Annotated in this window: 10 protein-coding genes; 4 read left to right on the top strand and 6 right to left on the bottom strand. The window is 54.3% G+C overall.

The genetic code is table 11. From position 1 onward, the window contains the following. Positions 1–6 precede the first annotated feature (6 nt). Positions 7–1,254: an efflux RND transporter periplasmic adaptor subunit gene (locus tag B4C79_RS09325; protein WP_171097158.1), complete on the bottom strand. Its 1,248-nt coding sequence runs from the start codon at positions 1,252–1,254 to the stop codon at positions 7–9. A gap of 121 nt (positions 1,255–1,375) precedes the next feature. On the opposite strand from B4C79_RS09325, the gene B4C79_RS09330 reads away from it, so the two are divergent. After that, a complete protein-coding gene (locus B4C79_RS09330) occupies positions 1,376–1,996 on the top strand; it encodes a TetR family transcriptional regulator (RefSeq protein ID WP_171097156.1) in 621 nt (206 codons plus the stop codon). A 24-nt stretch (positions 1,997–2,020) separates the two neighbouring features. Here B4C79_RS09330 and B4C79_RS09335 read toward each other — a convergent pair whose 3' ends face one another. Further along, positions 2,021–2,710 (bottom strand): SDR family NAD(P)-dependent oxidoreductase, encoded by a 690-nt coding sequence (locus B4C79_RS09335; protein ID WP_291739804.1) that lies wholly within the window; start codon positions 2,708–2,710, stop codon positions 2,021–2,023. Between the two features lie 172 nt (positions 2,711–2,882). Between B4C79_RS09335 and B4C79_RS09340 the strand changes: the two genes are divergently transcribed. The 3 genes from B4C79_RS09340 to B4C79_RS09350 all read left to right on the top strand — a co-directional run bounded on the left by B4C79_RS09340 (position 2,883) and on the right by B4C79_RS09350 (position 6,251). Further along, positions 2,883–3,512 (top strand): hypothetical protein, encoded by a 630-nt coding sequence (locus B4C79_RS09340; RefSeq protein ID WP_291739805.1) that lies wholly within the window; start codon positions 2,883–2,885, stop codon positions 3,510–3,512. A gap of 107 nt (positions 3,513–3,619) precedes the next feature. Continuing rightward, positions 3,620–4,528: an SDR family oxidoreductase gene (locus B4C79_RS09345; RefSeq protein WP_291739807.1), complete on the top strand. Its 909-nt coding sequence runs from the start codon at positions 3,620–3,622 to the stop codon at positions 4,526–4,528. A 94-nt stretch (positions 4,529–4,622) separates the two neighbouring features. Next, on the top strand, positions 4,623–6,251 hold the full coding sequence (locus B4C79_RS09350; protein WP_291739809.1) for an acyl-CoA carboxylase subunit beta: 1,629 nt from the start codon (positions 4,623–4,625) through the stop codon (positions 6,249–6,251). A 93-nt stretch (positions 6,252–6,344) separates the two neighbouring features. Here the strand turns inward: B4C79_RS09350 and B4C79_RS09355 are convergent, their stop codons facing one another. The 4 genes from B4C79_RS09355 to B4C79_RS09370 form a co-directional block, all read right to left on the bottom strand. Next, positions 6,345–8,132 carry a hypothetical protein gene (locus B4C79_RS09355; RefSeq protein WP_291739811.1) on the bottom strand — a complete coding sequence of 596 codons (1,788 nt, stop codon included), beginning with the start codon at positions 8,130–8,132 and terminating at the stop codon, positions 6,345–6,347. A gap of 252 nt (positions 8,133–8,384) precedes the next feature. Then, positions 8,385–9,515: an acyl-CoA dehydrogenase family protein gene (locus B4C79_RS09360; protein WP_275271098.1), complete on the bottom strand. Its 1,131-nt coding sequence runs from the start codon at positions 9,513–9,515 to the stop codon at positions 8,385–8,387. A 34-nt stretch (positions 9,516–9,549) separates the two neighbouring features. Then, positions 9,550–11,538 carry an acetyl/propionyl/methylcrotonyl-CoA carboxylase subunit alpha gene (locus tag B4C79_RS09365; RefSeq protein ID WP_291739814.1) on the bottom strand — a complete coding sequence of 663 codons (1,989 nt, stop codon included), beginning with the start codon at positions 11,536–11,538 and terminating at the stop codon, positions 9,550–9,552. Then, positions 11,531–12,694 carry an acyl-CoA dehydrogenase family protein gene (locus B4C79_RS09370; RefSeq protein WP_275271100.1) on the bottom strand — a complete coding sequence of 388 codons (1,164 nt, stop codon included), beginning with the start codon at positions 12,692–12,694 and terminating at the stop codon, positions 11,531–11,533. Before B4C79_RS09370 ends, B4C79_RS09365 begins: the two co-directional genes overlap by 8 nt. Between the last annotated feature and the right edge of the window lie 70 nt (positions 12,695–12,764).

Raw genomic sequence — 12,764 nt, forward strand, 5'->3', positions numbered from 1 at the left:
GACCCCTTATTGCTTTTGCTCAGTGGCTGCTGGTGCTGCGTCTTGCGCGTCAGCGCCTGCAATCACGGGTTGTACGGGTGTTCCGGGTGGGGCCTTCATGAACCCGTCGGTCATCACTTTGTCGCCAGCAACCAGTCCATCGGTTACTACCCATTGGTCACCTTTCCACTGCGCAACCTGCACAGGGCGTGGTGCCACAGTATTTTCAGGGCTGACCGTCATCACCACTTTTCCACCCTCAGGATTCTCTAGCACCGCGCGCTGTGGCAACAACACGGCGTTTTTTTGCACTGCGCCACTCACACGCACACGTACAAATTGTCCCGGGCTTAACACTTCCTTGTCATTGGCCAACACGGCACGTGCATCGACCGTACCGGTGGCCGGGTTCACACGCACATCCTGAAAGCCCAGCTTGGCTTTCAATCCCATGGGTTTGCCATCGGCACCGAGCACCTCAACCACCAAATCGCCATTGCTCAAAGCAACCGCACCACTTGCAATGCCTTTGCGCAGTTGTTCGTGGTCTTTTTCAGGAATACCAAAGTTCACATAGACCTGGTCGATCTGCGTTACTGTGGTCAGCAACTCGGAAGGGCCTGATACAAAACTGCCTTCGGAGTAAAGCGAGCGGCTTGCAAAGCCATTCACTGGCGATTCAACCCGCGCATACTCCAGGTTCAGGCGAGCCGTGCGAACCGCAGCACTGGCAACCTGCAAATCTGCCTTGGCCACTTCAAATGCAGATTGCGCATTGTCCAATTCAGATTGCGACACCGCTTTGCTGTCGGCCAGAGGCATGACCCGTTTGTAATCGCGTTCGGCTTGCGCAGCGCGAACCTTGGCCGCATTTTCATCGGCCAGAGCACGGACCAAAGCAGTTTGGTAGGGAGCATTGTCCAGGCTGTACAAAGATTGGCCTTTCTTCACTCGACCACCCTCTTCAAACTGGCGGCGCTCGATAATACCGGCCACTCGGGCACGAATTTCAACTTCGCGCAGGCCGGCAATTTGGGCAGGGTACTCATACGTTAATTCCAGCGGTTCGGTTTTTACCTCAACCACGGGTACAGGTGCTGCCTGGCCAGCACCGGGGCCACCAGGGGCCTGGGCATCAGCGCCCTGGCCGCAACCCAGCAACAAGGCGCTGGACAATATAGTCACCAGCAACGCGGGCAGAAGGGTGGCTCCTGCAAAAGCGCGACTGTAGGGGGAAGCTTGAGTTTGCTTTGAATTCAATGAGTTGCTGTGCATGATGTGTGCCCTGTTATATCCTTGTGGGAATTTTTCGGGTTGATTTAATGACCGAGAAGTCAGATAATACATACATACATGAGTGTATGTAAATAAATTTTTCAATTTGGCGTAGACGATTGTGGTAAGAAAAACGAAGGAAGAAGCGCAGGAAACCAGGAATCTTATTCTAGACACGGCCGAGGCCGTGTTCTCGGAAAAAGGGGTATCGAGGACCACGCTGAACGACATTGCCAAGGCCGCGGATTTAACGCGGGGGGCCATTTATTGGCACTTCAAGAACAAGGCCGACCTGTTTGATGCCATGTTACAACGCGTCATATTACCGATGGATGAATTCATCGCCACGCCCGACCTGCACCCCGAGCAACAACCGTTGGCCTACCTGCGTACTAGGTCCATGCATGTGGTGCGTACGCTGGCAGAAGACCCCCGCACACAGCGGGTTTTTGACATTGTGATGCACAAAGCCGAAATGGTCGACGACATGCTGCCTATTCGAGACAGGCACCTGGAAGCCATTCAAGGCTGCATTCAAACCATTGAAACAGATTTTCAAGCCGCGATTGACAAAGGCGAATTGCCCGCAAACACCAATGCCCGCCAGGCAGCCATTGGTTTGCATGCCTTGATTGACGGGCTTTTTGCCAACTTTGTGCTCAGCCCCAATCTGTTCAACCTGATGGAACAGGCTGAATTTACAATCGACAACTACCTGAACGGCCTGGCCAACAGAAAGTAGCCGCCTTAGGCACAGCGTGGCTTGTTAAACCCGGCCTGTGACTGGAATGCCCGCTCCGTTGATGTCGCGGGCAACATCTGACAACAAGAATGCGATAACACCGGCCAGTGATTCGGGAGCAACCCAGTCTGCCGGGTCAGCGTCAGGCATGGCCTCTCGATTGGCGGGTGTGTCCAAAATACTGGGCAACACGGCATTGGCACGAATTCCCAAATGTTTGTTTTCCGCGGCCAGGGCCTCAGTCAAGCGCAGTACGGCCGATTTGGCCGCTGCATAAGCACCCATACCCTCAGCTGCTTTGCCAGCTGCGGCCGCACCAATGTTTACGATCACACCGCTTTGCTGATCCTGAAACTGCGGCAATATGGCTTGGCACATGTTCACGGTGGTTTGCACATTCATGGCGTACTGCGTATTCCAGGTATCCAGGCTGCTCTCAGCCTGACGCTCCCACACAAAACCACCTGCAATATTCACCACTGCATCAATTTGACCGAAATATTCCCAGGCTTGATTCACCACCTCTTGGGCATGCTCGGGCAAGGTCAGGTCCACGTTACCGATTGACACAGCATCGCTCTCGCCTTCCCACTCAGGCTGATGCAAATCAATCAACAGCAGTCGATAACCCAAACTGCCCAAATGGGTGGCCACTGCCTGCCCCAAATTGCCTGCTGCGCCCGTAATAATCGCCACTGGATTGGTATTGCTCATGAAAATCGACTCCCGCATTGAATGATTGATTGCCTGCATTTTGACATGGACGCTACCCTTTCACGCCCCCACCCCGTTTGAATACCCCCTTTAAGGGCAACGCATTGGTGCAATGCTGAATTCAACAAAACCTGCCGTTCACAAGACATCACCGGAATTCTTGGAGCATGTCATGTGGAACGGTCTATTTTTTGGTTTGGTCAGTCTGTTCACGCCCCAGGCCAGCCTGCCCGACACTGCTGCCATGAAAGAGGAAATCGCCCAGTTCGCGCAGGTTTATGCCATCGACACCGATCGCATCCATGTTCGGGAAAGCACCATGAACAACCCCTCGCCATTTTTGACCAACAGTGGCATCAAGGCCTGCGTGCTGCATGTTAACCAGCATGCAGACGCCAAGCGCGTGTGGTCTCATTTTCTGGATTCAGGTCATGCGGGTGCCGAACCTGCATTCCTGGCATTCACCTCGGCCCATGAATTGACGCACTGCCTGATGTCGGAAAAAGGAAAACGTGTAGCCGCCAAGCAGGCACTGCAAGAACACCTGGGCGTTCAGTTCAAGAACAATGTTCATTTTGAAGAGACACTGGCCGATCTGGTGGGTCTAGCTTATGTTCAGAAAGTGATGCCAGAGCACTTTGAGGTGGTGTATCAACGTGTGAAGGCGATTCGCACCGACTTTTCGAAACGAGACCCAGAGCACGACAGCTCGCGTGCCTTGAATACACACACCATCGCTTTCGCTGATCAAATGTTCAGCAAAACAGACACCCTCCGTTTGGCAGACGCTGGTAGCCGGTAAAAAAATCACCCGTGAATCGGATCGTATGAAAGCACGATCTGCAAAAGCATGGTTAAATTCAAACGATCGTTTGAATAATCAAATTGCACAATTCACAGGTGACCCTTTTGAACAGCTTCCAATCCGTATTTCGCCCCAATCTGTTTGCAGGACAAACCGTACTGGTCACTGGTGGGGGCTCGGGCATTGGCCGCTGCACCGCGCATGAATTGGCCAGCCTGGGTGCGGACCTGGCCTTGGTCGGTCGAAAAATGGAAAAGCTTGAAACCGTGAAAGCGGAAATCGAGCAAACCTGCACAGTCAAAATTTCGTTACACAGCTGCGATATTCGTGAAGAGGAACGGGTAAAAGAGACTGTAGCCGATGTGTTGGCAACCCACGGCAAAATCAATCACCTGATCAACAACGCAGGCGGGCAATTTCCCTCACCGCTAAACATGATCAGTGGCAAGGGGTTCGAAACTGTGGTGCGTAACAACCTTACCGGTGGCTTTCTCATGGCCCGTGAGGTATTCAACCAGTACATGATGTTGCACTTGGGCGAGTCCGACATGTCCATCACCAACATCATTGCTGACATGTGGAACGGCATGCCCGGCATGGGCCACTCCGGCGCAGCGCGCGCCGGCATGCTGAACTTCTCGGAAACTGCATCCAATGAATGGGCACCCGTACGCGTGAATGCGGTTGCACCGGGCTTCATCGCATCAAGTGGCATGGACACTTACCCCGAGCCCATGAAACAAACCATCATGCAGCTGGACAAAACCATCCCACTGCAACGCCTGGGGCTGGAAGCCGAGGTGTCAGGCGCATTGGTGTTTTTGTGCAGCCCTGCGGCCTCATTCATCTCGGGTTCCTGCATTCGAATCGACGGCGCAGCCCCCAACGCGCGCCGCATTTGGCAAGTGGGCACCGGCAAACCCAACCCGGCTTTCAACAGCTTTCATTTGGGTGGAGTGCCTGAAGTAATTCAGCGCCGCGATGCCGCACGGGCGGCTGCAAAAAGCAAATAAAAATACAACCAGGCACGCGGCTTGACTTGATCAAGCCCCGCGTTCAAAATCAAACAAACGTTTGATTTTTTAACTGACATTTAAAGCCCACACAATGCCTATTCTAGAAAGCGCTGTAGCCGCCACTTCCAGTGAATTTGAACTGAACAAAGCCAATATGGAAGCGGCCCTGAATGAGCTAAGGGCACTTGAAAAACGCACCCGTGATGCCTCAGCCAAAGCCGCACCATCGTTTGCAAAGCGCGGGCAGTTGCTGCCTCGCGACCGGGTTGCGCTACTGCTCGACTCGGGCTCCCCATTTCTGGAACTCAGCACCCTCGCTGGTTACATGCAAGATGGCCAAAAGGCCGACAAAAGCATTCCCGGCGGCGGCATCATTGCCGGGCTGGGCTATGTGGCCAACACCTTGTGCATGGTGGTGGCCAGCGATTCAGGCATCGAGGCCGGTGCGCTTCAGGCCATGGGCATTGAAAAAATGCAAAGGGCCCAAGACATCGCCCTGGAAAACAAACTGCCCTTCATCAACCTCGGCGAATCCGCCGGGGCCAATTTGTTGAAGTACAAAGTCGAGCACTTCATATTGGGCGGCGGTAACTTCTATCGCTTGGCCAAACTCAGCGCTGCTGGCTTGCCGGTGGTCAATGTGCTGCACGGTTCATCCACAGCGGGTGGTGCCTACATTCCGGGCTTAAGCGATGTCGTCATTATGGTGCGCGAACGTGCACGCGCATTTCTGGCTGGCCCACCCCTGCTGAAAGCAGCCACGGGCGAGATTGCCACCGATGAAGAACTGGGTGGTGCCGACATGCACTGCTCGGTTTCAGGCCTGGGTGACTACATCGCCGACGACGACCGCCACGCCATTGCACTGGCCCGCGAGGTGATGGAAAAGATCGACTGGAACAGCAGCAACCGGAATGTGATACCGATGTTGAATGCCCAGGCGCCAGCACCTCGCTACCCGGCCGAAGAACTGCTGGGCATCATGCCCGCCGATATCAAAACGCCGGTGGACATGCGCGAAGTCATCGCCCGCATCGTCGACGACTCCGACTTCCTCGAATTCAAAGCCAACTACGGCCCAGCCACACTGTGCGGATACGCCAAGCTGATGGGTGTTTCCATCGGCATCATCAGTAACCTGGGGCCGATCGACACGGCTGGTGCCACCAAAGCCACGCACTTTATTCAAAGTTGCTGCCAAACCAAAACCCCAATCATTTACCTGCAAAACACAACCGGTTACATGGTGGGCAAAGAAGCCGAGCAAGGAGGCATCATCAAGCATGGCTCAAAAATGATTCAGGCCGTGAGCAACGCCACCGTGCCACAAATCACTTTGCTGTGCGGTGCCAGTTTTGGTGCAGGTAACTATGGCATGTGCGGCAGGGCGTTTGGTCCACGTTTCGTGTTTGCATGGCCCAACAGCAAAACTGCGGTCATGGGTGCAGAACAAGCAGCGGGCACCATGGCCACCGTGATGCAGGCCAGCGCCGCACGAAAAGGCATGGAAGTACCAGAGTTCATGCTGGAAAACATGAAAAAACAAATCATCGACACGTTTGAATCACAAACTAGCGCATTCCACACCAGCGGATTGTTGCTCGACGACGGCGTGATCGATCCAAGAGACACCCGGCAGGTGTTGGCGCTAGCGCTAATTGCCTGCCTGCAACAAGAGCGCAGTGTGCAACCCATGCAATTTGGCGTGGCGCGACCGTAAAGAATAGACTCAACCCGGAAATGCAAAAAGGCACCCCGAAGGGTGCCTTTTCACTATGCCTGGGGGTCGGAGCCCCAGGCAATACTACAAAGCTTAGATGGGCAGGCTGTCTGTGGGCAGCGCGCTGGTCAATGCATCCAGTGGGCTTGCGCCTGAGGAGATTGGCAGGCTGGAGGGATCCAGCAAGCTTGTCAATGAGTCCAGAGGCGTGCCTGTGGATGGGAAGCTTGGCAAGCCACCACCTGCACCGCCACCTGCTGCCAGGTCGGTGAGTACGCTAGGGTCCAGCAGTGAAGTTACCATGTCCAACGGCGTGCCTGTTTCGGGGATGCCGGGCAAACCGCCGCCACCACCTGCACCTGCCAAGGCGTCTGTCAGAATGGCTGGGTCGAGCAATTCAGTGACCATATCCAGCGGCGTACCAGTGCTTGGCAAACCAGGCAAACCACCACCGCCACCAGCGCCGGCGAGTGCGTCGGTCAAAATCGCTGGATCAAGCATGGAGGTGATTGAGTCAAGCGGAGTACCGGTTGAGGGGAAGCTTGGCAAACCACCACCACCGCCACCAGCCAATGCATCAGTCAGAATGCTTGGGTCGAGCAGGGCTGTAACCTGGTCCAGTGGTGTGCCTGTTTCAGGGAAACTTGGCAAACCGCCGCCGCCAGCGCCACCCAGGGCGTCAGTCACAGGGCCCAATACCGCATCCAAAGGTGTGCCTGTGGGGCCGGCTGCACCGCCACCGTCACCGCCTGGCAGTGGCAAGCCACCTGACAAAGCTGCGATCAAAGGATCGGTAACTGGGGTGAGTGCGTCGAAAGCCTGGTTCAGGCCATCGGCCAAAGGCTGGGAAACCATGGGCAGTGCATCAGTTGCAGTGGCCAAGCCATCAAACAAGGGCGCGGCTGCGTCAAAACCTTGAGTCAAGCCGTCATTCAGGGGGGCAAGCACGGGGTCGAGTTGACCAACCACTTGAGCCACGCCATCTGCAAGCTGTGGAGAAACCATGCTCAGACCACCCCCCAGTTGCTCGGCAACCACGCGCAGGTTAACTGGCAATGTGTCGGCCGCTGCTGTTACCAAACCGTCTTCATTGCCAGCCAATACGTCAACCACCGGTGACAGAGCTTCTTCAACGGCTTCTGTGATTGGAGTTACGTTTTGATCCAGAGAGTCGGTTACTGGTGCCAAACCTGTTAGTGCATCGCTCAAGGTGTCGTTGACTGGTGTCAGTGCTGGTTCCAATGCATCCGTGATTGGCGCTGTTTCTTCCAGAACTGGGTCAAGTGCTTCAGTCACAGGTGCAAGGGCACCCACGGGGGCATCAACCACCGTGGTTACAGGTGACAGGGCATCCAGGGTTTCTTCAAGTGCAGGGGAGGCTGGGCCGGCCGCATCGGTGACTGGCTCCAGTGCACCTGCGGTTGCTTCGCCAGAACCACCACCAGAAGAACCGCCGCCGGATCCGCCGTCGCTGTCATCACTGCCCAGCACAAATGCTGCACCCGCTGCGGCGGCCAATGGACCAGCCAAACCGCCAGCAGCCAGGCCTGCGCCAAACAAACCAAACATGCCGCCTGCGCCGGTTACTGCGACTGTTTCGCCTTCAGTCAGCAATTCGAATTCGCCCTCGGCTACTTCAAATTCAGCACCGTTTTCGCCTTCTTTTAGTGTAGCTACTGCGTTGGATTGAAGAATACCTTCGGTGGCTTTTTGACCTTCAGCGCCAGGAAATTCAATGTATGCAGAACCTTCCGCGCTGGTGGTAACGGTGTCACCAGCAGAAATAATGTCGCCTTCTTTCAGAAGGACTTGTTCACCGTCAGGACGGGTTACAGAAACCTCTCCCAACACGCTTTTGATAACTCCAGTGATATTAGCCACAGTGCATTCTCCGACAATGGTGTGTTCATTTGAAAATTCGGCAAAAGTTTCGCCTTGTGAGAGTTTTACCGGCGGTAATCAGGAAATGGATGTGAATATTTCCTAATAGTTAACAATCTTTAACATTGTTTGTAAGTGTTATGCTTACAAATCCTGATTTGCCGCATGTAAAGCACTCTAGAGGGAACGCCGATCGAATCTAATTGTTTTTAATTCAGCCAATTAGTATAACTCTTTCGGGGGGTAATTTGCTCACCAAGCCAGTTGCCGAATGGCCAGTTCTTTCATGATTTCTTCTGCACCACCACCGATGCACATTACTTTTACTTCGCGATAGATGCGCTCGGTCGAGCTTCCGCGCATAAAACCCATGCCCCCCAAAATTTGCACAGCCTCGTTGGCGCAATGCTGCAAAGTTTGAGTGGCCTGGTTCTTCAGCAAACAAATATCGGCCACCAGTTCTTCGTTGATATCGCCTTTGTCGATGCACGCAATTGTTTCATCGAACCAGGCTTCCGTTGCGCGAATTTTCATGCGCATGTCGGCCAACTTGTGGGCGATCACCTGATGTTCAATCAGGCGTTTGCCAAAAGTCTGGCGGTTCTGTGCCCAGTCCAGCGCTTCGTTCAAACACACCTTCGAAAAGCCCACACAGGCACCTGCCAACATGAGGCGTTCCGTGTTGAAGTTCTCCATGATGATGCGAAAACCTTTTCCCTCTTTGCCAACCAGATAGTCAGCAGGTACTTCCACATTGTCGAAGTAAATGCTGGCGGTGTCGCTCATCCACCAGCCTGTCTTTTTCAGCGGGCTACGGGTCAGGCCCTTGGCGTTGCCTGGCACCATGAGCACGGAAATACCGCGTGCACCGGGTTCGCCAGTACGCACTGCTACGGTGAGCCAATCGGCACGCACGCCGCTGGTGATGAATACCTTTTCTCCGTTGATACGGTAATGAGGCACGCCATCTTTTTGAAACAGGTCGGCTTTGGTTTTCAGGTTGGCCACGTCAGACCCACCCGAGGGTTCGGTAATGGCCAGCGCGCTGATGGCTTCACCTTTCAACACAGCAGGAGCAATCAGTTGGACCAGTGCTTCACTGCCATGATTCAACAATGGTGGTAGACCGATGTTGTGGCTGAATAAACCTGCCAACAGGCCTCCACTGCCGGCGGAACACACCAGGTTAGACAGCCTCAAGCGATCGGCCAGCGAGCATTCGAATCCTCCCACTTCTTCCGGGTAACCCAAGCCAAGCAAGCCGAGCTCACCCGCCTGACGGTAAAGCTCGCGCGGGAATTCCCCAGCCTCGTCCCAGTCATTGATATTTGGCTTGATCTGCTCATTGACAAATCGCTCCACCGAGCGGAAAAAGTCTTCCACGGTTTGTGTCTCCTCCAGCCGGGCTGTGTTTTATTTATTGAATCTGACCAAGCTGGACCATGGCTTGTTTCTGCTTCATTTGGTCACCCACCTTGATGTGCACCTGTTCCACAATTGCAGCGGTTTTGGCGGTGATGCGGTGTTCCATTTTCATGGCTTCCAGACACACCAGCACTGCACCGGCCTCCACCTGTTGGCCTGGTTGAACCAGTACCTGCGTCACTTTGCCATTCATCGGGCTGCTGACAAGTGGCTGAAATACACCTTCCGCCAAGGCCGAAGCGCTCAGCAAAGTTTCTTCATCCACATGCAACGCCTGAGGGTTTAGCCACTGTTGAACCCACACGCCAGTGTTTGATTGGGTGACTGTGTATTGCGCGGATTGCCTTTGCACCATTGCCTTGATGGTGAAACTGCCTTTTGCCGTGTCGGTACAATCCCAGTGCTCGATGAGCACTGTTTCATCACCCAGCCCGTCAATCACGTAACCTTGGGCGCTGCAGTCAACCTTCAAATTCAGGGTGTTACCCTGTGATTTGAGTTTGAGTGGTCGTGGCAGCGCACGTGTACTCGAAAAACCGCTCAACGGTAAAGGCCATGCGAGTTTTTCGTACTGTGGTGCATAGGCAAGGAACACTGCGGCGACAGCGCACTCTGCCTGGAAATGTTGAGGTTTGAGCAATTCATCAGCATGCTGGGCCAAAAAGCCTGTGCCGAAATCACCACCCTGAAAAACAGGGTGACTGGCGATTCGTTGCAAGTAGAGTGCATTGTGCTCAAAGCCGATGAGCACGGTTCTTTTGAGTGAATCAGCCAGCTTCTCGCAGGCGGCAAGGCGGTGATCGCCGTGCACAATGACCTTCGCCAAAAGGCTGTCGTACCAGGGGCTTACCTCACCGCCTGTTTGCAGGGCGTGGTCGCAGCGGCTGTTCGCATCAGGATTCCAGGTCAGCACTGGCCCGGTTTGCGGCATGAAGTCGCGGGCCGGGTCTTCGGCACACAGACGGCCTTGAATGGCATGGCCGTTGAACACAATTTGTTCTTGTTGCAAGGTGAGGTGTTCGCCTGACGCAATTCTCAATTGCCATTGCACCAGATCAACGCCGGTGATGGCTTCCGTAACGCCATGCTCAACCTGCAAACGGGTGTTCATTTCAATGAAGTAAAAATCACCGTTTGAATCAAGCAAAAATTCAACTGTGCCCGCACCCACATAGTGGGTGGCATGCACCAGTTTTAATGCGGCTTCACCCATGCGTGCACGCAGCTCCGCGTCCACTGCTGGGCTGGGGGCTTCTTCAACAATTTTTTGGTGGCGGCGTTGAACGGAGCAATCGCGCTCGCCCAAATGCACTGCGTGACCGTGGGTATCGGCCAGCACCTGAATTTCAATGTGGCGCGGGTTGATGATGGCTTTTTCAAGCATGACCCGGTCGTCGTTGAATGCATTCTTCGCCTCAAGTTGGGCCGAGTGAAGTTGCGATGCAAATTCGGATTCAGTCATCACCAAACGCATGCCACGCCCGCCACCGCCTGCCAACGCTTTGATCATCACTGGGTAGCCAATCCGCTGCGCCGCAGCCATCAGGTCGGTTACGCTTGCGTTGGGCTCGCTAAAGCCGGGAATACAAGGCAAACCAGCCTGTTGGGCAATTTCTTTCGCACGGGCCTTGTCGGCCATGTCAGCAATCGCCTGTGGCGTGGGGCCTACCAGGGTAATTCCTGCGTCCACACAGGCTTTTGCAAAGGCAGGGCTTTCCGATACAAAACCATAGCCGGGGTGAATGGCATCTGCACCGGCTTTCAGCGCGGTTTCTATCAGTTTGTCGATACGCAAATACGATTCAAGTGAGGGTGCTGGGCCAATGCAGTAGGCTTCGTCGGCCTCTTGAACATGCATGGCTTTTTCATCGGCCTCGGAATAGACGGCGACTGTTGCGATACCCATGGGCTTGGCTGCGCGCAATATTCTGCGCGCAATTTCATTGCGATTGGCAATGAGCAGTTTTTTGATCCTAGGCATTCTTTTTCTTGCCCGGCAAAATACCCATGAATTTGCAGATGATGCCCAGCATGACTTCGTCTGCACCGCCACCAATCGAGATCAGTCGGCCATCACGATACAGTTGCGAAGCCGGGTTTTCCCAGGTAAAACCCATGCCGCCCCAGAATTGCAAACACTTGTCGGCGACTTCGCGCACCAGGCGACCACTTTTCAGTTTGCACATGCTGGCCAGCTCAGTGACTTCGCCACCAGCCACGTATTCTTCAGTGGCCTGCCACACCAAGGCACGCAAGGCCTCAATTTCAGTTTTCAATTCAGCCAATGTGAAATGCACCACTTGTTGATCGAGCACGGTGCTGCCGAACAAGTTGCGCTGGCGGGTGTAGTTGATGGTTTCGTTCAGCACATGCATCATGCCTTCGATGCTGTTGGCGGCACCCCACAGGCGCTCCTCCTGAAACTGAATCATTTGGTACATGAAGCCTGCGCCTTCCATACCAATCAAGTTGCGCTGGGGCACACGCACATTGTCAAAGTGAATAAGACCCGTGTCGGATGCCCACATGCCGATTTTGTGAATCTTCTTCTCAATCGTAATGCCCGGTGTTTTCATCGGCACGATGATCAGTGATTTGTTCTGATGGGGCTTGCCTTCGCTGGTGTTGGCCAAGAGGCAGATCCAGTCGGCTTGCAAACTGTTGGTAATCCACATTTTGCTGCCGTTGATGATGTAGTCGCTACCATCCTTGCGCGCGGTAGTTTTCACACCAGCCACGTCCGAGCCAGCACCGGGCTCTGAAACACCAATACAGGCCACCATGTCGCCAGCAACGGCGGGGGCCAGAAATTCACGGCGCAGCTCGTCGCTGCCGAACCGCGCCAAAGCAGGCGTGGCCATGTCGGTCTGAACGCCGATTGCCATGGGCACACCGCCACAATGGATTTTTCCCAAAGCTTGCGCCGCCACCACGGAATAGCTGTAGTCCAAACCCATGCCGCCAAACTCTTCTGGTTTGGTCAGTCCCAGCAAGCCAAGATTACCCATCTTTTTGAACAGTTCGTGGGCGGGAAACATTTGTTCCTTCTCCCAGGTGGCCACGTGTGGATTAATTTCATTCTCCACAAAGCGTTCGATGGTGCGTTGTAGTTCTTTGTGTTCCTGGCTTAGTCTCACTCCGGTCTCCCCCGAATTCATAAATCAAACGTTTGTTTGAATTATTGACCGTTTACCGAAACCTGTCAAA

It is taken from the genome of Limnobacter sp. UBA7229, assembly GCF_002473065.1.
GTDB lineage: Bacteria > Pseudomonadota > Gammaproteobacteria > Burkholderiales > Burkholderiaceae_B > Limnobacter > Limnobacter profundi.

Bases quoted from the DNA above. Each gene is read 5' to 3' on its own strand.
- B4C79_RS09325 (WP_171097158.1), bottom strand. From the start codon at position 1,254: ATGCACAGCAACTCATTGAATTCAAAGCAAACTCAAGCTTCCCCCTAC.
- B4C79_RS09335 (WP_291739804.1), bottom strand. From the start codon at position 2,710: ATGAGCAATACCAATCCAGTGGCGATTATTACGGGCGCAGCAGGCAAT.
- B4C79_RS09340 (WP_291739805.1), top strand. From the start codon at position 2,883: ATGTGGAACGGTCTATTTTTTGGTTTGGTCAGTCTGTTCACGCCCCAG.
- B4C79_RS09350 (WP_291739809.1), top strand. From the start codon at position 4,623: ATGCCTATTCTAGAAAGCGCTGTAGCCGCCACTTCCAGTGAATTTGAA.
- B4C79_RS09365 (WP_291739814.1), bottom strand. From the start codon at position 11,538: ATGCCTAGGATCAAAAAACTGCTCATTGCCAATCGCAATGAAATTGCG.